This is a genomic window from Salinispora sp. CH2A1_6 (genome assembly GCF_056820975.1).
This window is the reverse complement of sequence record NZ_JBXEDG010000001.1, coordinates 98,002-116,134: the sequence shown is the minus strand read 5'-3', so window position 1 is coordinate 116,134 and position 18,133 is coordinate 98,002. Positions and strand designations below refer to the sequence as shown.

The 18,133-nt window shown below is 70.1% G+C and carries 19 protein-coding genes and 3 pseudogenes; 7 read left to right on the top strand and 15 right to left on the bottom strand.

Going from position 1 to position 18,133, the window contains the following annotated elements:
* Positions 1 to 7: 7 nt before the first annotated feature.
* The gene (locus AC1UKG_RS00575) at positions 8 to 199 is read right to left on the bottom strand and encodes a DUF397 domain-containing protein (protein ID WP_482642798.1); all 192 of its coding nucleotides are present in this window, start codon (positions 197 to 199) and stop codon (positions 8 to 10) included.
* Positions 190 to 591: pseudogene (locus AC1UKG_RS00570) on the bottom strand (DUF5753 domain-containing protein); the annotation flags it as partial. The pseudogene AC1UKG_RS00570 and the gene AC1UKG_RS00575, both read right to left, overlap by 10 nt.
* Before the next feature lie 232 nt (positions 592 to 823).
* Here AC1UKG_RS00570 and AC1UKG_RS00565 point away from each other — a divergent pair.
* Positions 824 to 2,662: an NHL domain-containing thioredoxin family protein gene (locus AC1UKG_RS00565; RefSeq protein WP_482642799.1), complete on the top strand. Its 1,839-nt coding sequence runs from the start codon at positions 824 to 826 to the stop codon at positions 2,660 to 2,662.
* A gap of 69 nt (positions 2,663 to 2,731) precedes the next feature.
* Here the strand turns inward: AC1UKG_RS00565 and AC1UKG_RS00560 are convergent, their stop codons facing one another.
* From AC1UKG_RS00560 to AC1UKG_RS00550, 3 genes are read right to left on the bottom strand one after another with little or no spacing between them, the layout of a single operon-like run.
* Positions 2,732 to 3,493, bottom strand: a complete 762-nt coding sequence (locus AC1UKG_RS00560; RefSeq protein WP_018743610.1) for a 5-oxoprolinase subunit PxpA — start codon at positions 3,491 to 3,493, stop codon at positions 2,732 to 2,734.
* On the bottom strand, positions 3,468 to 4,388 hold the full coding sequence (locus AC1UKG_RS00555; protein WP_018743609.1) for a 5-oxoprolinase subunit C family protein: 921 nt from the start codon (positions 4,386 to 4,388) through the stop codon (positions 3,468 to 3,470). The genes AC1UKG_RS00560 and AC1UKG_RS00555 overlap by 26 nt, the downstream gene beginning before the upstream one ends.
* Positions 4,385 to 5,044, bottom strand: coding sequence for a 5-oxoprolinase subunit B family protein (locus tag AC1UKG_RS00550; protein WP_482642800.1), 660 nt, complete (start codon positions 5,042 to 5,044; stop codon positions 4,385 to 4,387). Before AC1UKG_RS00550 ends, AC1UKG_RS00555 begins: the two co-directional genes overlap by 4 nt.
* Before the next feature lie 162 nt (positions 5,045 to 5,206).
* On the opposite strand from AC1UKG_RS00550, the gene trhA reads away from it, so the two are divergent.
* Positions 5,207 to 5,884 carry a PAQR family membrane homeostasis protein TrhA gene (trhA, locus tag AC1UKG_RS00545; RefSeq protein ID WP_018813899.1) on the top strand — a complete coding sequence of 226 codons (678 nt, stop codon included), beginning with the start codon at positions 5,207 to 5,209 and terminating at the stop codon, positions 5,882 to 5,884.
* A 124-nt stretch (positions 5,885 to 6,008) separates the two neighbouring features.
* On the opposite strand, the pseudogene AC1UKG_RS00540 reads toward trhA, so the two are convergent.
* From AC1UKG_RS00540 to AC1UKG_RS00530, 3 genes and pseudogenes are all read right to left on the bottom strand, one after another.
* A pseudogene (locus tag AC1UKG_RS00540) lies at positions 6,009 to 6,289 on the bottom strand (hypothetical protein).
* Positions 6,286 to 6,762 carry a DUF2269 family protein gene (locus AC1UKG_RS00535; RefSeq protein ID WP_018743605.1) on the bottom strand — a complete coding sequence of 159 codons (477 nt, stop codon included), beginning with the start codon at positions 6,760 to 6,762 and terminating at the stop codon, positions 6,286 to 6,288. Before AC1UKG_RS00535 ends, AC1UKG_RS00540 begins: the two are co-directional and overlap by 4 nt.
* A gap of 11 nt (positions 6,763 to 6,773) precedes the next feature.
* Positions 6,774 to 7,451 (bottom strand): DJ-1/PfpI family protein, encoded by a 678-nt coding sequence (locus tag AC1UKG_RS00530; protein ID WP_482642801.1) that lies wholly within the window; start codon positions 7,449 to 7,451, stop codon positions 6,774 to 6,776.
* A 123-nt stretch (positions 7,452 to 7,574) separates the two neighbouring features.
* On the opposite strand from AC1UKG_RS00530, the gene AC1UKG_RS00525 reads away from it, so the two are divergent.
* Together AC1UKG_RS00525 and AC1UKG_RS00520 are read left to right on the top strand one after the other, a co-directional pair.
* Positions 7,575 to 8,546, top strand: coding sequence for a GlxA family transcriptional regulator (locus AC1UKG_RS00525; RefSeq protein ID WP_482642802.1), 972 nt, complete (start codon positions 7,575 to 7,577; stop codon positions 8,544 to 8,546).
* A gap of 86 nt (positions 8,547 to 8,632) precedes the next feature.
* A complete protein-coding gene (locus AC1UKG_RS00520; RefSeq protein ID WP_018743602.1) occupies positions 8,633 to 9,169 on the top strand; it encodes a histidine phosphatase family protein in 537 nt (178 codons plus the stop codon).
* Between the two features lie 5 nt (positions 9,170 to 9,174).
* Here AC1UKG_RS00520 and AC1UKG_RS00515 read toward each other — a convergent pair whose 3' ends face one another.
* The 4 genes from AC1UKG_RS00515 to AC1UKG_RS00500 form a co-directional block, all read right to left on the bottom strand.
* The gene (locus tag AC1UKG_RS00515) at positions 9,175 to 9,444 is read right to left on the bottom strand and encodes a DUF6458 family protein (RefSeq protein WP_018217865.1); all 270 of its coding nucleotides are present in this window, start codon (positions 9,442 to 9,444) and stop codon (positions 9,175 to 9,177) included.
* A 229-nt stretch (positions 9,445 to 9,673) separates the two neighbouring features.
* Complete coding sequence (locus tag AC1UKG_RS00510) at positions 9,674 to 11,527, bottom strand: acyl-CoA dehydrogenase (protein WP_482642803.1); 1,854 nt, start codon at positions 11,525 to 11,527, stop codon at positions 9,674 to 9,676.
* An 82-nt stretch (positions 11,528 to 11,609) separates the two neighbouring features.
* Positions 11,610 to 12,737 (bottom strand): PP2C family protein-serine/threonine phosphatase, encoded by a 1,128-nt coding sequence (locus AC1UKG_RS00505; RefSeq protein ID WP_018743600.1) that lies wholly within the window; start codon positions 12,735 to 12,737, stop codon positions 11,610 to 11,612.
* 100 nt (positions 12,738 to 12,837) lie between these two features.
* Complete coding sequence (locus tag AC1UKG_RS00500) at positions 12,838 to 13,503, bottom strand: septal ring lytic transglycosylase RlpA family protein (RefSeq protein ID WP_482642804.1); 666 nt, start codon at positions 13,501 to 13,503, stop codon at positions 12,838 to 12,840.
* Positions 13,504 to 13,676: 173 nt separating this feature from the next.
* Between AC1UKG_RS00500 and AC1UKG_RS00495 the strand changes: the two genes are divergently transcribed.
* Entirely contained in the window at positions 13,677 to 14,228 is a 552-nt protein-coding gene (locus AC1UKG_RS00495) for a phosphoribosyltransferase family protein (RefSeq protein WP_018743598.1), read from the top strand.
* Between the two features lie 95 nt (positions 14,229 to 14,323).
* Here AC1UKG_RS00495 and AC1UKG_RS00490 read toward each other — a convergent pair whose 3' ends face one another.
* The 3 genes from AC1UKG_RS00490 to AC1UKG_RS00480 form a co-directional block, all read right to left on the bottom strand.
* Entirely contained in the window at positions 14,324 to 15,223 is a 900-nt protein-coding gene (locus AC1UKG_RS00490; protein WP_018813903.1) for an LLM class flavin-dependent oxidoreductase, read from the bottom strand.
* A 108-nt stretch (positions 15,224 to 15,331) separates the two neighbouring features.
* Entirely contained in the window at positions 15,332 to 15,811 is a 480-nt protein-coding gene (locus AC1UKG_RS00485; RefSeq protein WP_018743596.1) for a GNAT family N-acetyltransferase, read from the bottom strand.
* A gap of 67 nt (positions 15,812 to 15,878) precedes the next feature.
* A complete protein-coding gene (locus tag AC1UKG_RS00480) occupies positions 15,879 to 16,289 on the bottom strand; it encodes a VOC family protein (protein ID WP_482642805.1) in 411 nt (136 codons plus the stop codon).
* 440 nt (positions 16,290 to 16,729) lie between these two features.
* Between AC1UKG_RS00480 and AC1UKG_RS00475 the strand changes: the two genes are divergently transcribed.
* Both AC1UKG_RS00475 and AC1UKG_RS00470 read left to right on the top strand, forming a co-directional pair.
* The gene (locus tag AC1UKG_RS00475; RefSeq protein ID WP_026271300.1) at positions 16,730 to 17,593 is read left to right on the top strand and encodes an alpha/beta fold hydrolase; all 864 of its coding nucleotides are present in this window, start codon (positions 16,730 to 16,732) and stop codon (positions 17,591 to 17,593) included.
* 239 nt (positions 17,594 to 17,832) lie between these two features.
* A pseudogene (locus AC1UKG_RS00470) lies at positions 17,833 to 18,092 on the top strand (hypothetical protein); the annotation flags it as partial.
* Between the last annotated feature and the right edge of the window lie 41 nt (positions 18,093 to 18,133).

Below are 18,133 nucleotides of genomic sequence, written 5' to 3'. Positions count from 1 at the left end.
GGGTAGGTCAGTCGCATCCTGGGAGCTGGGCGACGAACGCCCGCCACGACGCCGGCCCGAAGACCAGCGCCGGGCCGGTCGGGTCCTTGGAATCCCGAACCCCCACCACACCGGGCAGATTGTCGGCAACCTCGACGCAGTTACCGCCGTTACCGCTGCTGCGGCTGCTCTTGCGCCAACGCGCCCAGGTCAAGTCCATGATTCAGCCACTTCCCTCAGAAGATCAACTGACTGCCAGTGGGACAACGCCTCACCCCGCACGTTCTCCCACACCTCCAGTATCGCCGCCACGTCGTTCGGGGTGCTAACCATCTCCCCCTCCAGCTGGCTGTCCAGGTAGACCGCCATCCGATGGTCCGCACCGGTGCCGATGACGAACGGCCCGTTGAGGCCCGCGTAGGCGCCGACGGTCAACGGCACGACGTGCAGCCGGAGGTGTGGGGCCGCGCACGCTGCCAGCAGCGCGGACACCTGCTCGCGCATGGTCTCCCGGCCGCCGACCGGGCGCCGGAGGGCGACCTCGTCGACCACGGCCGCGAACTGTGGCGGATCTTCCCTGGTGAGGATGGCCTGCCGCGAGAGCCGCCGCGCCATCGAGCCGATCACCCCCCCCCTCGCCCGGCTGATCCAGGAGGCAGGGGTGACGGTGCCGGTCACCATCGTCGACATCACCGAACCCATCAGGCTGCTGGCCGACAGCCAGGAAGCCACCTCACCCGAGGCTGACGACCAACGCAACCCCTAGGAACGCCCCCAGCGTTTTCCGCATCACGTTCGCTCATCCATAGGGGCACCTGCGTCGTTGCCGTGGGAGGGTTGCCCCATGGCAACCGCGCCTCGCGTCCGAGCACCCGAGCTGAAGGGCCGTCGCTGGCTGAACACCGGCGGACGGGACCTGACCCTGGCCGACCTTCGAGGCCGGATAACCGTCCTCGACTTCTGGACCTTCTGCTGCATCAACTGCCTACACGTGCTCGACGAGCTACGGCCCATCGAGCAGAAGTACGCCGACGTACTCGTGGTCATCGGCGTCCATTCCCCCAAGTTCGAACACGAGAAGGACCCAGACGCCCTGGCCGACGCCGTCGAACGGTACGGCGTGCACCACGCGGTGCTCGACGACCCGGAACTGCACACGTGGCAGCAGTACGCCGCCCGGGCCTGGCCGACCCTGGCCGTGATCGACCCGGAGGGGTACGTGGTAGCCACGATGGCCGGGGAGGGACACGCCGAAGGCCTGGTCCGGCTCGTGGACGACCTGATCGCCACCCACGAGGCCAAGGGCACCCTGCACCGGGGTGACGGCCCGTACGTGCCCCCCGCCGAGCCGGAGACCACGCTGCGCTTCCCCGGCAAAGGCGTCGTACTCGACAGTGGGAACCTGCTGGTGTCGGACTCGGCCCGGCACTCCCTCGCGGAGCTGGCCCCGGACGGCGAGACGCTGCTCCGCCGGATCGGCACCGGCGCGCGCGGTCGGGCCGACGGGCCGGCCACGGCGGCCACCTTCGCCGAGCCGCAGGGGCTCTGCCTCCTCCCCGCCCACGTCTCCCGGCTGGTCGGCTACGACCTGGTCGTCGCGGACACCGTCAACCACCTGCTGCGCGGCGTACGCCTCGACACCGGCGAGGTGGTCACCGTGGCCGGCACCGGCCGGCAGTGGCGTTCCACCGTGGATGACCACGCCCACGACGCCCGCTCGGTCGACCTCTCCTCCCCCTGGGACCTGGCCTGGTACGACGACCGCCTGGTGATCGCCATGGCCGGCATCCACCAGCTCTGGTGGTTCGATCCGGTGAAACGCACCGCCGGCATGTACGCGGGCAGCACCGTCGAGGCGCGCAAGGACGGCCCGCTGGCCGAGGCGTGGCTGGCCCAACCCTCCGGCCTGTCGGTCTCCGAAGACGGCAGCCGGCTCTGGGTGGCCGACAGCGAGACCAGCGCGGTCCGCTATGTCGAGAACGGCATCCTGCACACCGCGGTAGGGCAGGGGCTCTTCGAGTTCGGGCACGTCGACGGGCCGGCCGCACAGGCGCTACTCCAGCATCCGCTGGGGGTCTGCGCGCTGCCCGACGGGTCGGTGCTGATCGCCGACACGTACAACGGGGCGGTCCGCCGCTACGACCCGGAGTCGGACTCGGTCGGCACGGTCGCCGACGGGCTCGCCGAGCCGAGCGACCTGCTACTCACCCCGGACGGCGGGGTGCTGGTCGTGGAGTCCGCCGCCCACCGGCTGACCCGGCTCGCGCCGGGCGCGCTCACCGCCGCCGGGGCCAGCACGGTCGACGGCCCACGGCACCGCGCCGAGCGGAGACCGACCGAGCTACGCGCCGGCGAGGTGACCCTGGAGGTCATCTTCACCCCGGCGCCCGGTCAGAAGCTCGACGACAGCTACGGACCGTCCACCCGGCTGGTGGTCACGGCATCCCCGCCGGAGCTGCTGCTGGCCGGCGCGGGCACCGGCACCGAGCTGACCCGCCAGCTGGTGCTCAACGACTCGGTCCCCGAGGGGGTGCTCCAGGTGACCGCCCAGGCGGCCACCTGCGACGCCGACGTGGCGCACGCCGCGTGTCACCTGACCCGGCAGGACTGGGGCGTACCGATCTGGGTGGTTGACGCCGCCGCCGACCGCCTCCCGCTGGTGCTCCGCGGCATGGACGCCTGAGCCGGCGCGGGGTCCCCGCGCCGCTTGCGGGCCCCGCGCCTGAACAGTTACGGGGGTCCCGCGACGCGGCTACGCCCGCCCCGCCGTGAACGGGGCGAGCGGGACCCCCGCGTCAACCAACACGGCGCGGATCAGCTCGGCGCAGCGCACCGCGCCGGGGGTGTCGCCGTGCAGGCAGATCGACTGGACCGGGCAGGGAATCACGGTCCCGTCGACCGCCACCACCGCCTGCTCGGTGGCCATCCGGAGAGCCTGCTGGGCCATCTGCTCCGCGTCGGTGACCAGCGAGTCCGGGGCACCCCGGGGCACCAGCCTGCCGTTGGGCTGGTAGCCCCGGTCGGCGAAGCCCTCGCTGACCGCCCGCAGGCCGGCCCCGTTCGCGAGTTGGGCGAGCACCGAGCCGGACGGGCAGAGCAGGGGAAGCTGATCGTCGTACTCGGCGACCGCGGCAACCACCGCCGCCGCCTGCGATTCGTCGTGGGTGACGGCGTGGTAGAGCGCGCCGTGCGGCTTGAGGTAGCGGACCCGCGTCCCGGCGACCCGGCAGAAGCCGTCGAGCGCACCGAGCTGGTAGATGACCTCGTCGCGCAGCTCGGCGAACTCGTACGCGATGTGCCGACGACCGAAGCCGACCAGGTCCCGGTAGCTGACCTGGGCGCCCACCATGACTCCCCGCTCGGCGGCGCCGGCGCAGACCCGGCGCATGGTGACGGCGTCGCCCGCGTGGAAGCCGCAGGCGACATTGGCGGAGGTGACCAGGTCCAGCAGCGCGGCATCGTCGCCGAGCCGCCAGACGCCGAGGCCCTCACCGAGATCCGCGTTGAGGTCCATAGAACCTCACCGTAGTCCCTGGCCGGGCCTGCGCAAGCGGGGTCACGTCAACCACCACCCCGACAACCGGGTACCCACCGGTGGTCGGATGGTCGGCGAGGAAAACCAGGGGTTGGCCATCCGCCGGCACCTGTACCGCCCCGAGTACGAGACCCTCGCTGGGCAGCTCCCCCGACACCGCTCGGGGCAGCGGCGCCCCGGACAGGCGCGCGCCGACGCGGTTGCTGACCGGGGTCAGGGTGTAGGCCGTACCGAACAGCCGGTCGAGTGCGGGTGCGGTGAACCAGTCGGCGCGCGGGCCGAGGCGCAGCGCCAGCCGCACCTCGTCCGGTGCTGGCACGATCGCCGTGACATCCACCGGGGCGGGCGGCCCGGCCGACGCGCCCATGGGGAGGCGGTCGCCGTCGTGCAGCGGAGGCGGGCCGAGCCCGGAGAGGGTGTCGGTGGCCCGGCTGCCGAGCACCGGTTCGACGGCGATCCCGCCGGCGACGGCGAGCCAGGACCGCAGCCCGGTGCGGGGCGGGCCGACCCGCACCACCGCACCCGCCGGAACCGCGAGCGGCCGCCCCACGTCGCCGGGACGCTCACCGACGTGGACGGGAGCCTCCGCCCCGGTGACCGCGACCGTGGTGGCACGACGAAACCGCAGCTCACACCCGGTCAGAGTGATCTCCAGACCGGCGGCGCTCTCCGAATTGCCAACCAGCCGATTCGCCAGCCGGAGCGCGCCCGGGTCGAGGGCGCCGGAGCGCGGCACGCCGAGGTGCGCCCAGCCAGGCCGGCCGAGATCCTGCACGGTGGTGAGAATGCCGGCCCGCAGCACCTCGACCACGCCGCCGCTGCCGGCCACGGGCGCGTTGGGTTGCTGCGGCCCGCCGGGCCGGGTGCCGGTCATGCCGGGACCAGCCGCACCCGGGTGCCGGGCGTGAGCCGGGCCGGTGGGTCGGCGTGCACGTCGAACAGGGGAAGGTCGGTGTGGCCGACGAGCAACCAGCCACCGGGCGAGGCGGTCGGATAGATCCCGGCGTACGGACCGGCCAGCGCGACGGAGCCGGCCGGGACCCGGGGGCGGGGGGTCGGCAGCCGGGGCACGGCCAACCCGGCGGGCAACCCGGTCAGATACGCGAAGCCGGGCGCGAACCCGCAGAAGGCCACCCGGAACTCGGTGGCGACGAGCCGGCGTACGACGGTTGGCACGGCGACGTCCCAGTGGCCGGCGACGGTCGGCAGGTCCGTCCCGTCGTAGCGCACCGGAACCTCGACAGCGCCGGCGCCTCCCCTGCCGGCGCCGGTGCCGGCGGCGCCGGTGCTGGCGGCGCCGGTGCTGGCGGCGTTGCTGGGGGACGGGTTCCAGGTGCCGAGGAGCGCGGCGGTGTGGGTCGGATCGGGAAGGCCGTCGAGCAGTACGGTGCGGGCCGCCGGGATGATCTCGACGGCGTCCAGGTCGCCCCGTTCCCGGCGTCGCCACAGCTCGGCCCGCCACGCCTCCACCTGTTCGGCGTCGGAACAGTCGAGCAGCAGGGCGCGCGCCCCGACCGGCCGGATCCGCATCCCGCCATCCTCCCGGACCCGGCCGGGTTCCGGAACGAGCGATCACGCCGCAGCTGCTGGCAGCCGGCCCGCTGGCGCTGCCGGACGCCCACCCGCTCGGTACCGGTTAACGTGACCATAGGCACTACCACCAGGTAACCTACGGCGTCGTAACCTGTTGGCGTGACCACCTCCGCACCAACCCGCCTCAAGCCGACCGACCTCGGCAAACCTCGAATGCGCGGCTGGCTGCACGCGTACGCGTTCTTCGCCGCCCTCGTCTGCGGGATCGTCCTCTGCGCCATCGCCGCCGCCCGATCCGGCTGGTCGCCGCTGGTCAGCACCCTGATCTACAGCCTGACCGTCTGCGGGCTCTTCGGCACCAGCGGGCTCTACCACCGGCGGGTGTGGTCCGAGCGGGGCTTCCAGGTCATGCGGCGGATGGACCATTCGATGATCTTTGTCTTCATCGCTGGTACGTACACGCCGTTCTGCGTCCTGCTGCTGGAGCCCCGACCGGCGACGATCATGCTCTCGCTGGTGTGGGGTGGCGCACTCGGGGGCGTGGCGCTCAAGCTCATCTGGCCGCACGCCCCACGCTGGGTCTCCGCGCCGCTCTACCTGGCGCTCGGCTGGGTCGCGGTGGCGATGCTGCCGGACATCCTCCACGCGGGCGGGGTGACCGCCCTGGTCCTGCTGATCGTCGGCGGTGCGATCTACAGCGTCGGCGCGGTGAGCTACGCCCTGCGCCGACCCAACCCGTGGCCCACCGTCTTCGGTCACCACGAGTTCTTCCACGCCTGCACCCTCGTCGCCGCGATCTGCCACCACATCGCGATCTACTTCGCCCTCTTCGCCTAGCAATGACGCGCCCGGTCAGTGCCGCGGAGCAGGCGGAGCGGTTCGGCTAAATTCAGGGCTGGTTCGGGCCGTTCATGTCGCGGTGGCCCACACCGGGATGCGCAGGTTGACGCCGTCCCCGGTATTACAGGTCGACGTCCGAAACGGTGGCGAAGGGTTCTGGCGCCGCGACACGGGCCGCCAGCAGCCCACCGATGCCGGGAATGAGTGCGATCAGCCAGACTCGGTGACATCGCCGCATGACCAGGGCCGCGGTGATGACTGTGAGGGCGTAGGCCAGTCCGTGTACGGTCCGAGGATACGGGAGACGGTAGGCGTGTGCGCGGTGAAGACATTCAGAAGCATCAGTGTCAGTGTGGCCAGTTCGACTGCGCCGATGACCCGCAGCAGGTGACGGGGGCTCACCGTCCGACCCCCGTCGTCGATCCTGGACGATAGATCATCAGAACCACCACGATCGCCCAGAGCAGGTTGAAGATTCCCGTGTGCATACCCAAGCGCGGGGCGACGCGGGCGAGGTCCGCGGATTCCGCACCCTCGTCGAGGCAGCGCAGCGTGCGACGCTGGCTGGGCAGAACGACGCCGACGAGCACCGCGCCGGCACCCGCGGTGAGAACGATGGACACGATAAGCCACACGTCACCAAGGACACCGATACTGGCACCGGTAGCGAGCCCGAACACGGGAACGAGCACACCGATCACGGCGTAGCCGCGGGTGATCCGGTGCAGGATGCGTACAACGGCACCGCGGCGGGGGTCGGCAGGCCCGTCGAGCGCGAGTCGGGCGAAGCGCGGAAACATGCTCGCGGTGACAGCTACCGGGCCGATGGTGAGAATCGCGGCCAACACGTGGACCGACAACAGGAAGGCGCTCATGCCGGCACTCGCTACGCGGCGACAGGCGTGCGGGGCAGGCGTCCGGCAGGCGCTTTCCAGGTGGTGCCGCGGCGCTCACACTCGAAGAGGTCCTCGACGGCGCGGGCAGCGGCACAACCGAAGTCACGTTCGAGGAGGTAGAGGGCTACGTCGACGCCGGACAGGACACCGCCGCCGGTGACGAGATCGCCGTCGTCGACCACCCGCGCGCGGACCGCGTTCACGCCGGTGGACTGCAGTCGGTCGAGGCCGAGGTGGTGGGTGGTCGCTGTCCTCCCCTCCAGCAGGCCCGCCATCGCGAGCGCGAGCGCACCGCCGCAGACGGTGGCGACGGTGACCTGCGGCGCGGCCAGAGCCCGGGCGACGAGTGACATCGTGGGACTTGCGGCGAACCGCCCGAGCAGCGCGGGAATGTTCAGCTCGTCTGCGTCTGAATCGCCGTCGAAGGACCCGGGCGCGCCCGGAACGATGACGTAGCCGGGTGCCTCCGGCTCCAGCACCGCGCTGGTGGGGAGAGAGATGCCGGCGACTCCCGATCGGACGCTGCCCCCTCCCGACCCACTCACCAGCGCACACTCGAGCACGCCGTCGAGGGCGGCGCCGCCCGCGAAGAGCACCTCGAATGGGGCGATGACGTCAAGCGGATCGAAGCCGTCGAAAAGCACGAACTGGGCGCGAAGCGTGGGCATCGGTAGCCCCTTTCACGTAGTGGATACCTTCATGATCGGGCAGTCGCACGCCTCTTGATAGTGGCTTTCGAGTCATACAACGCCTGAATCTGGCCAGGCCTCAATCTGACCTACTATTCAGGCATGCGTACGGTCGTTGTGCTCGCGCTGCCGGATGTGATTGCCTTTGATCTGGCCACCCCGGTCGAGACGTTCGGCCGCGTCCGCCTGCCGGATGGCCGGCCCGGATACCGGATCCTCGTCGCAGGGCCCGAACAGGTCGTCGACGCCGGGCCGGTGCAACTGACGGTCAACGAAGATCTAGATGCGCTCGACCGCGCCGACCTGGTCGTGGTGCCTGGCCGCAACGACCCCCTACAGCCCTCCCCGCCCTCGGTGCTCACCGCCCTACGTGCCGCCGCGGCCAAGGGCACGCGCGTCGCCTCCGTCTGCGTCGGAGCATTCACGCTGGCAGAAGCCGGGCTACTCGACAACATGAGGGCCACGACCCACTGGTTCGCCGCCGAAGAACTCGCGCACCGATACCCGTCGGTCCAGGTGGACCCCGACGTGCTCTACATCGACAACGGCAGCATCCTCACCTCTGCCGGTGCCGCGTCCGGACTGGACCTGTGCCTGCACGTGATTCACACCGACTACGGCGCGGCGGTGGCCGCGGACGCGGCGCGCCTCGCCGTGTCCCCACTGCACCGAAGCGGCGGACAGGCGCAGTACATCCTGCGGAACCGGCAACCCCTGCGACCCTCAGCCCTCGAACCCGTCCTCGCCTGGATCGAGGCCAACGCGCATCGAGCCCTCACGCTCGCCGACCTCGCCGCCGCCGCGAACCTGAGCGCGCGCACCCTGACCAGGCGATTCGCCATCGAGACCAGACAGAGCCCGATGCAGTGGGTAGCCGGTGTCCGGATTCGTCACGCCCAGGAGCTCCTGGAAACCACCGACTACACAATCGACCGCGTAGCGAACCAGACCGGCTTCACCACCACGAGCAACTTTCGTGCGCAATTCCAGGAGGTCGTCGGCACCACACCAGGCGCCTATCGCAGAACCTTCCGAGTGCGCGGCGAGCAGCATCCGGGTGGTTCACGTCAATGAGTTCGTCGCACTCTCCAACAGCAGAACACCGCCGACAGCATCGACGTACCCGGGCGGTCGAAACGCCGATCAGGCAAGCTGGGGGTATGACGCACGCGCACGCCCAAAACCGCACCCTGGTGTTGCTCCGGCACGCGAAGGCAGAGCTCCCGGGAGACCAGCCGGACATGGACCGGCCGCTGACGGCGCGGGGGCGAGCGGATGCGGCGGCGGCCGGCGCGTGGCTGGCCCACCACGGGCTCCTCCCAGACGTGGTGATCTGCTCCTCGGCCCGCCGCACCCGGGAAACCTGGCACGGCGTGGCCATGGGAATGACCGGAGCGCCACCGGAGGGTGGCTCCGCGGGCCCGGCACCCGAGGTGCACTACGCCGACGACGCGTACGAGGCGCATCCGGCGGATCTGCTGGCCCTGGTGCGGCGGGTCGCACCAGCCGCCCGGACGGTGTTGCTGATTGCCCACAACCCCGGCGTGTCGCAGCTGTCGATACTGCTCGACTCCGAGCAGGCGGACCGGGACCCGCAACGGACCAGCCAGGCCGTGGTACACCGCACCACGGCGGAGTGGGCCGGTCTCGGCCGCCGGGACACCGTCATCACCGCCGAGCACACCGCCCGCGGCTAAGCCGCTCAGGACGGCGGCGCTGTCGGCGGCGGTGGGTCGGGCGGCGGTGGCATCATCGCGGTCGGATGCGACAGCCGGTTCTCCTCCACGATCAGCGTCCGCGCCCGCTTGCGCCGGTCCTGCCAGAACCACACGGTGGTGAGGAGGACGGCCAGCCCGGCCAGGATGAAGACCCAGCCGACCGCTCGCAGGTCAACCCACCAGACGTTGGCCCGGACCGCGAAGGTGAGGATCGCCCCGAGGGCGATCAGGAAAATACCGCTACCAATGCCCATGTGCGCTGCACTCCCCCGTGCGATGGCTCTGGGCGTTCTCTGCCTGACCTGATGCCGGTTACCCGCCGCCGCCGGGTGCTACCCCTGCCCGGGCCGGTAACCCCGCCCCGGGGCCGGTTGAGGCCCGGCATGAGCAGTGACAACCAACGCGACGGCCGGCGAGGGTCACCCCGCCGGCCGTCGATTCTGCCGGGTCTGCCCCCGGATCAGCCCTGCCCCTCGGAGCGGGTCAGAACGCCTCCTCCGGGAGGTCCATCACGCTCAGGTCGACGTTTTCGATGATGCGCCGATCGGCACCGATGCGGGGCAGCACCTCGCGGGCGAAGAACCGGGCGGCGGCCACCTTGCCGGTGTAGAAGTCCCGGTCGGTTCCGGCGTCACCGGCGAGCGCCGTCAGCGCCACGTCGGCCTGCCGCTGGAGCAGCCAGCCCACCACCAGGTCACCGATGGCGAGCAGGAACCGGCGGCTGCTCAGGCCGACCTTGTAGAGCGCCCGGGTCTCGCCGCCCTGCGCCTCACCCAGCCAGCCGGTGAGCGTGCCCAGGATGCTCTGAATCTCGCCGAGGGCGCGGCCGAGCGCCTGCCGCTCCTCCTTGAGCTGACCGTTGCCGCCCTCGGCGGCGATGAACTCCTGGATCTCGCCGGCGACGGCCATCAGGGCCTTACCGTTGTCCCGGACGACCTTGCGGAAGATCAGGTCGAGGCTCTGGATCGCCGTGGTGCCCTCGTACAGGGTATCGATCTTGGCATCCCGGACATACTGCTCCAGCGGGTAGTCCTGGAGGAAGCCGGAGCCGCCGAAGGTCTGGAGGGACTCGTGGCCGAGCAGCTCGTACGCCCGTTCCGAGCCGACCCCCTTGACCAGCGGCAGCAGCAGGTCGTTAACCCGCTTGGCCAGTTTCACGGTCTGCTCGTCGCCGGCCGCCTCAGCGATGGCGACCTTGTCCTGCCAGCCGGCCGTGTAGCAGACCAGGGCCCGCAGCCCCTCGGCGTACGACTTCTGCAGTAGCAGCGAACGGCGTACGTCCGGGTGCTGGGTGATCGCGACCCGGGGGGCGCTCTTGTCGGTCATCTGGGTCAGGTCGGCGCCCTGCACCCGACTCTTGGCGTACTCGAGCGCGTTCAGATAGCCGGCGGAGAGGGTGGCGATCGCCTTCGTACCGACCATCATCCGGGCGTACTCGATGATCATGAACATCTGCCGGATGCCGTCGTGCTTCTCGCCCAGCAGCCAGCCCTGGGCCGGCACCCCGTGCTCGCCGAAGGTCAGCTCGCAGGTGTTCGAGACCTTCAGGCCCATCTTGTGCTCGACGTTGGTGGCGAAGACGCCGTTGCGCTCGCCCAGCGCGCCGGTCTCCTCATCGAAGTGGTACTTCGGCACCACGAAGAGGGAGAGTCCCTTGGTGCCCGGACCACCCGCGCCCTCGACCCCGACCGGCCGGGCCAGCACATAGTGGACGATGTTGTCGCTGAGGTCGTGCTCGCCGGAGGTGATGAAGCGCTTGACGCCCTCGATGTGCCACGAGCCGTCCGGCTGCGGGATGGCGCGGGCGCGGCCGGCACCGACATCCGAGCCGGCGTCCGCCTCGGTCAGCACCATCGTGGAACCCCAGCCCTGGTCGATGAAGAGCTTGGCCCACTTCCGCTGCCGCTCGGTGCCCTCAACGTGCAGGACGTGCGCGAACGAGGGGCCGGAGGCGTACATCCAGACCGCGGCGTTGGAGCCCAACACCAGCTCGGCCAGCGACCACCAGAGGGCGCGGGGTGCGTTGCTACCGCCGAGCGCCTCGGGCAGGTCCAGCCGCCAGAACTCGGCGTCGATGAACCGACGGTACGACTTCTTGAAGGACTCCGGCAGCGGCGCGGTGTGCGTCGCCGGGTCGAAGACCGGCGGGTTACGGTCGCTGTCCGTGTAGCTGGCTGCCAGGTCTTCCCTGGCCAGGCGGTCGACCTCGGCGAGGAAGCTACGGGCGGTGTCGACATCCAGTTCCGTGTAGGGCGCCTGACTGAACGCCCGGTCCGCCTCGAACACCTCGAACAGGTTGAACTCAAGGTCCCGAAGGTTGCTCTTGTAGTGGGTCATGGTCGCTGGCCCCGCTTCCGGACGCGTGTTACCGATCAGTAACCCTGACTGTATTACTCACGGGTAGGCAACGACAAGCCCCTCACCCTTCCGCCGCGCCGACCTCCCAACTCGGCACGGCGACAGAACCCCCGGTCCGGGTCCCGGTGTACTCCATCAGCACCAGCGCGATGTCGTCGTCAAGCCGGTCATACACCCACCCGACCAGCGCCGCCTCCAGAGACGCCAGCCCGTCGGCGACGGTCCCGTGCCCGAGCAACCGCCAGGCCCGATCGGTGGTCGGGAAGAACTCGCCGTCCCGCCGGGCCTCGCCGAGCCCATCGGTGAACAACAGCAGTCGGTCGCCCGGCTCCAACCGCTCGACCCGGGCCCGCACCGCCGGCATGAACCCCAGCGGCGGAGCCGGAGCCGGTGGCTCCAACGCGATCACCGCACCCCGACGCAGCAACAGCGGAGCTGGATGTCCGCAGTTGACGATGGTCAGGGTGCCACCCCGCTCCTCGACCAGAGCCGCGGTCACGAAGTCCTCGTCACCCCCGCTCCGGGCCACCGCCCGGTCCAGGTCCGCGACGATCGCCCGCAGGTCCGCCCGCTCGTACGCCACATGCCGGTAGGAGCCCAGCACGATGCTGGCCAACCGGACCGCGTCCAGGCCCTTACCCCGAACATCCCCAATGATCATGCGTACCCCGTACGGCGTGTCCAGGGCCTCGTACAGGTCACCGCCGATCTCCGCAGTGGCTGTGGAGGAGATGTATCGGGCGGCGATGGCCAAGGAGCCGACCTGCGGACCGAGCGGACGGAGTACCGCCTGCTGAGCAACCGTGGCGAGCCTCGACAACTCCTCGATCCGCTCGGTCTGCCGCTGCCGGACTGCCGCCATGGTGGCCGCCAACGCGGCGCCCAGGGCGATGCCAGCCACCGCGACCGCGGCCGCCAGCGAACCGTGCCCCTCGGCCAGTGCAAAGCCGACGCCAAGGCAGACGGCTGCGACCCCCACCCCCAGCACCACCTGCCAGGAGGCCAGGGCGGCGGCCAGGAACGGGGCAGCGATCAACAGAGCGATGTAGTCGACCCCACGACCGTCGGCGCTCTCCAGCACCGAGACGATTACGAGCAGGGCAAGGGCCGCGCCGAGGCCGGCACGGGATCCGGGGCCCAGTGGGCCGCGGCCCAGCTGGGAAAGCTGTGTGCGTACGAGGGACAGCATGCCTGATGGACAGCGGTCGTTGAATGAACCTGACCTGACATCTGAGGTGGTTCTGACTGTGCGGGTCACCCCGGGAAGCCATTCGCGGTTGGCGGTGGGCTCAGCCCAACACCTCGTACCGAACCTCGACGTGCCCCGCAGTCAGCGGGGCGATCACCGCGAAGGCGGCCTGGAACAGGTCGATGCAGCGCCCCGTGACGAACGGGCCCCGGTCATTGATCCGCACGGTCACCGACGTACTGGTAACCGGGTTCGTAACCCGCACCATCGTGTCGAACGGCAGGGTCTTGTGGGCGGCGGTCATCGCCGAGGGGTCAAAGGCCTCCCCGCTCGCCGTGAGCTGCCCCTCAGAGTAGTAGGAGGCGCCGCAGGACCCGGTCTCCACCACGGTCGGCGCGGCGCTGGTCGACGTCGTCGCGGCGCTGGTCGACGTCGGGGCGGCGCTGGTCGACGTCGTCGCGGCCGGTTGCGGCGTGCTGGATCTCGGCTTGCTCCGCGACGGCGCCTCGGTCGTCCGGGTGGGCGTGGGGCTTCCGGCTGGCGTAGCCGGGGCGCTGGCGCTCGGCGAGGCGGAGACCGGGGCGGGCCGGGCAGCCGGAGAGTCAACCGTGGTCGGCGCGACCGCGACGAACCGGTCAGTCTCGTTGGCGGAGGTCAGCCAGACGGCACCCATCGTCCCACCGATCGCAAGCACGACACCGATCGCCGCGGTTGCCGCGACGCCGGTCGGGGAGACCCTTCGGGTACGCGTATGCCTGCCGGCCACCAGCCCGATCCTTTCGCCAACTGAACAAAGCGGTCGGACCGTAGCGAGCAAAGCACATCCGAAGTCAACGTGATCATGGAGGTATTGCCCGATTTATGGGGAAATGAATAGCCGATCATCCGATCGGCAATGGTCCGGCTAGCCGATCGCCGGCAGTGGACCAGAATGGCGGTATGCGCCCCGAGTTGAGTGGACGTCTAGCCGATCTCATCCGTTGGATCGACCCGGGACCGGGCGCCACCCATCTGGTCAGTGACATCTCCGGCTGGTGGCGGGACCCGACGGTGCTGGCCCGCCTCGGCCCGGCCCTGGTCAAACCCTTCCAGCAGTCCCGGCCAACGGTAGTGATCTCCCCAGCGGTCACCGGCTACCTACTCGGACCACTCGCCGCGACCGCGCTCGGTATCGGCTTCGTCGCAGCCCACAAGCCCGGTGACGGCCGCCTCCCCCCGGGCACACTCACCTGGGCGCAGGGGCCGCCGGACTATCGCGGGCGGCGACTCGACCTCGCCGTACGAGACCGGAACCTCGACGCCGGAGACCGGGTGCTGGTGGTGGACGACTGGGTCTCCACCGGAGCCCAGGTGCGTGCCCTCTACGACATCTGCGCGGCCCGGGGCGCTACCGCCATCGGCACCGCCACGGTGGTCGCCGACTGTCCCCCGGAAGTCGCTGCCGAGCTCCGGATCCAGAGCCTGCTGACCGGCGCCGACCTCACCCCCTGAGCCGCCGCCGAGGTAGCTCGGTCAGCCGGGGTAAGTCGGTCACCCGGGGTCACTCGGTGCGGGCCGGCCACCCGACGTCATTCGGTGCGAGCCGGTCACCCGGCGCGGCCGGTCAGCCGGCGCAGCTCCGGCAGCTGGGAGGCGACCTCCTCCAGGACCGCCTCCTCCCCCGCGTACCAGCTACTGGACCGGGGCCAATGGGTGATCACGTCGGTGAACCCGAGTGCCGCGGCCCGCCCCACCTGCTCGGCGAAGAACTCCGCGCTACGGAGCGAGAAGACCGGCGCGGAGTCCACCAACAGGTGCCGGTCGAGGGAACCGGGCTCGCGGCCGACCGAGGCCAGCGACTTGTCCAGCCGAGCGGCCAGCTCCGCCACCCCGTCCCACCACGCCTCCAGGTCATCGGTGGTGGGGCCGGTGGTGACCCAGCCCTGGCCGTACCGGACCGCGAGCCGCATCGAACGAGGTCCGTTGGCGGCGACGACGAACGGCACCCGCGGCGTCTGGACGCAGCCCGGGTTGTTCCGCGCGTCCACCGCGGTGAACCAGTCACCCCGCCACGTCGTCCCATCCTCGCGCAACACCAGGTCAAGCAGCTCGACGAACTCGCTGAACCGGTCCACCCGCTGCCGCGGCGGAAGGGTCTCGCCGCCGAACACCGCGGCGTCGAACCCGATGCCGCCCGCACCCAGACCGAGCAGGGCCCGGCCGCCGGATACATCGTCGAGGGCGGTGACCTGGCGAGCGAAGGCGGCCGGATGCCGGAAGTTCGGCGACGCGACCAGGGTGCCCAGCCGAATCTGGCGGGTCGAGGCCGCGGCGGCGGTCAGGGTGGTCATCGAGTCGAACCAGGGCCCGTCCACCAGGTCCCGCCAGCCCAGATGGTCATAGGTCCAGGCGTGGTCGAAACCCCACTCGTCCGCCTGCCGCCAACGCCGCTCCGACTCCGCCCAGCGCTGGTCTGGAAGGATCACAATGCCGATCCGCATGATCACCAGCCTATCCCCTTCCCCGCACAGCACCCGGTGGCATGGAGAAGGCTCGGCGGTACGCGAGCGGAATCATCCAACTGTTGATCGCCGTACGCAGCGATACACCGCCCGTCAGCGCAGCGGCTTCGCCATCTGCTGGGTGGTCATCTCGTACCCGCTCTGCTCGTACAGGGCGATCGCCGGCTTGTTGTGACCGAAGACGTTGAGCCCCAGGCGGAGCGCCCCCGCCTCCCGGGCCAATTCCTCGGCCGCCGACAGGATGGCAGCGCCGTAGCCCAGCCGTCGGTGGGCGGGATCAACCCTGATATCGAAGATCCAGGCCATCTCGGCCGACTTGCTGCGCGGGTCGTCCAGGCCGAGCCAGAGGACTCCGACTGCCTCACCGCTGCTGTTCTCCGCCACCAACAGCCGATGGCGCTCGGTGGCCAGCCCGTGGGGCAGAAACTGCTCCCGATCCCGAGCTGCCTTCCGTCGGGCGGCTTCGGTCGACACCAGCCCGGTCTGAGCCTCCACATACTCCCGGAGCTGCTGATCCGAGTAGACGTCGTACTCGTCCTGGCGCATGTCCCGCAGTTTCACGACCTGACCCATGGTCGAAGGCTACTCGGGGGCACGACCCGCGCCGGCCAACACAGTCCGCCTGGGACACCCAGGTCAACTAGCGGCCCAGGTAGAGGCAGAAAGGGTGCCCAGCGGGATCGAGCAGTACCCGTACCCGCTGCTGTGGTTGGTGGTCGGCGACCGTCGCACCCAGTTCCACGGCGTGCGCCACCGCCGCACCCAGGTCTGACACCTCAAAATCCAGGTGCAGCATCATCTGCGGAGCACCTGAGGTGGTCGGCCACGTGGGGCGCTGGTAGCCGGGGGCGGTCTGCACCGCCAGGTAGGCCACACCATCCGGCGCGGCGATGCTGACGAAATCCGGCTCCTCCTGGTAGACCGGCCAACCAAGCAACTCGGTGTAGAACCGGGCGAGCATCGTCGCGTCCGGTGCGTCCAGCACCACGCCCCAGTAGTCCCGCCGCCCTGCTCTCGGGGTGGCGCTGTCGTCGGTGATCCGCCCACGCATGAATTCATCCTGACTCGCTGGTATGACAAAGACGGCGAGATCAGTTCCATGGCCGCTCCGGGCCGACGCCAAATGCCGACCTATCACCCTCCCGAACGTCAACTTGAGCTGAGCCCAAAGATCGGGAGTCAACGCTTGACCGGATGACCCACCCACCGCACCGTGTTCATCACCCTCAAACCGACAACCACACCAAGCGGGATTCCGGCCTTGCCATGCCGACCGGTGGGCCACGTCCAGGTCGCGCCTTAGCAGTCAGGTCCGGTCGAGGGCCTGGATCTGAGCCTTCTCGTCGATCTTGGTGACCGCCGCGCCGCTGGCGGTCCAGGTAGAGCAAAGACGCCGGCGCGAGAGCACCGGCGGCAGCGGATCAGGGTGACATGCGGGACAGTGCGCGGGCCGTCGGCAGGAAGGCCGATCCCGCTTGATTTGATTACTCCATGTACGTCACAGCTCCTGACCGCGTTGGTGAAGTTCAGCTCTCTGACGGGCGGCTGCTGGGTTGGGCAGAATGGGGACCGCAGGATGGGACACCCGTGCTGTTCTCGCCTGGTGCCGCCACCAGCCGCTGGCTCGGGTTCGGCGCCGAAGTCATCGACCGGCTCGGCGTACGACTCGTTTCTGTGGACCGTCCAGGGCTCGGCGCCTCGACGCCGCTGCCCGGTCGGACGTTCGCCGACTTCGTCGCAGACCTCCGACAGTTCACCGCGACGCGCGGATTGGGTCGGCCGGCGATGGTCGGGAACTCGCAGGGCGCGCCGTTCGCGCTGGCCTGCGCGGAGGGAGGTGTCACCGCTGCCCTCGCCATCGTCTCCGGCGCAGACGAGGTGGCCGCGCCGGAATTCGCCTCCGCACTGCCCGCCGAGCTTCGTAAGCTCGTCGACTGGACGGTACGGGACGCGGCCGAAGCAGAGCGCTTCTTCGCCGGATACAGCGCCGACAGGTTGCTTGACTTCGTACTGGACGGCAGCCCGGAGTGTGACCTCGCGGTGTACCGCGAGTCCGGGTTCGCGGACGCCTATCGTCGGGCCGTGAACGAGGCGTTCACGCAGGGGGCAGCTGGGTACGCGCGGGACACGGTCCTGGCCATGAGCCCCTGGCCCATCAACCTCGGAAAGATCTCCGTGCCGGTCGACGTCTGGTACGGCGAATTGGACCAGAGCCACTCGCCGGACAACGGATCGTTGCTCACCGCCCGGATACCCGGCGCCGAGCATCACCTCGTACCGGCGATCGGCGGAGCGGTGCTGTGGACCCATGCCGAGCCGATCCTCAGCACCCTGTTGACCAGGGCCGGCACCTAGTCGTCGCCGACCACGACGCAACCACCTGCTTCTGCCGGCTAAACGACGGAAGCCCTGGCAGAACATGCACCCTGGCCAGGGCTTCGTGCGTGGAGCGGGTGACGGGAATCGAACCGGTCGGGCGGGACGGACCGTCAGATTGAGGCTGTCGATGTGCCGCTGTCGACCGGAGTTGTCCGCTGGAACGGGCACGGATCGGGCACGCCGCCAGATACTTGCGCCATGACCACCTCGACCCGCTGCGCGAGCTCCATCAGGAGCGAGACGAGACAGTGATCATCAATCGATCATGGGGTCGGTTTGCGTGGTCGGCGAAGGACGGACCCCGACCGACATCATGATGACCGAAGATGACGGCCGGATGTGGTACGCAGCTCGCCCGGGAGGCAAGATCCCGCAGAAGCGTCCCCAGCTGACCCCAGCCGAGGTAGAGCACGTCATGCGCGAGGCGCTGACCTCAGATACCCGGCCTCAGTGGCCAGAGTGGCGGGAATTCTGACTGCCCACGCCGCCGGAGCGTGGCCAGCGCATCTCCGACCG

Bases quoted from the DNA above. Each gene is read 5' to 3' on its own strand.
- AC1UKG_RS00485 (WP_018743596.1), bottom strand. From the start codon at position 15,811: ATGGGTCAGGTCGTGAAACTGCGGGACATGCGCCAGGACGAGTACGAC.
- AC1UKG_RS00475 (WP_026271300.1), top strand. From the start codon at position 16,730: ATGTACGTCACAGCTCCTGACCGCGTTGGTGAAGTTCAGCTCTCTGAC.
- AC1UKG_RS00565 (WP_482642799.1), top strand. From the start codon at position 824: ATGGCAACCGCGCCTCGCGTCCGAGCACCCGAGCTGAAGGGCCGTCGC.
- AC1UKG_RS00505 (WP_018743600.1), bottom strand. From the start codon at position 12,737: ATGCTGTCCCTCGTACGCACACAGCTTTCCCAGCTGGGCCGCGGCCCA.
- AC1UKG_RS00495 (WP_018743598.1), top strand. From the start codon at position 13,677: ATGCGCCCCGAGTTGAGTGGACGTCTAGCCGATCTCATCCGTTGGATC.
- AC1UKG_RS00520 (WP_018743602.1), top strand. From the start codon at position 8,633: ATGACGCACGCGCACGCCCAAAACCGCACCCTGGTGTTGCTCCGGCAC.
- AC1UKG_RS00575 (WP_482642798.1), bottom strand. From the start codon at position 199: ATGGACTTGACCTGGGCGCGTTGGCGCAAGAGCAGCCGCAGCAGCGGT.
- AC1UKG_RS00515 (WP_018217865.1), bottom strand. From the start codon at position 9,444: ATGGGCATTGGTAGCGGTATTTTCCTGATCGCCCTCGGGGCGATCCTC.
- AC1UKG_RS00535 (WP_018743605.1), bottom strand. From the start codon at position 6,762: ATGAGCGCCTTCCTGTTGTCGGTCCACGTGTTGGCCGCGATTCTCACC.
- AC1UKG_RS00525 (WP_482642802.1), top strand. From the start codon at position 7,575: ATGCGTACGGTCGTTGTGCTCGCGCTGCCGGATGTGATTGCCTTTGAT.
- AC1UKG_RS00530 (WP_482642801.1), bottom strand. From the start codon at position 7,451: ATGCCCACGCTTCGCGCCCAGTTCGTGCTTTTCGACGGCTTCGATCCG.
- AC1UKG_RS00510 (WP_482642803.1), bottom strand. From the start codon at position 11,527: ATGACCCACTACAAGAGCAACCTTCGGGACCTTGAGTTCAACCTGTTC.
- AC1UKG_RS00550 (WP_482642800.1), bottom strand. From the start codon at position 5,044: ATGCGGATCCGGCCGGTCGGGGCGCGCGCCCTGCTGCTCGACTGTTCC.
- AC1UKG_RS00555 (WP_018743609.1), bottom strand. From the start codon at position 4,388: ATGACCGGCACCCGGCCCGGCGGGCCGCAGCAACCCAACGCGCCCGTG.
- AC1UKG_RS00560 (WP_018743610.1), bottom strand. From the start codon at position 3,493: ATGGACCTCAACGCGGATCTCGGTGAGGGCCTCGGCGTCTGGCGGCTC.
- AC1UKG_RS00480 (WP_482642805.1), bottom strand. From the start codon at position 16,289: ATGCGTGGGCGGATCACCGACGACAGCGCCACCCCGAGAGCAGGGCGG.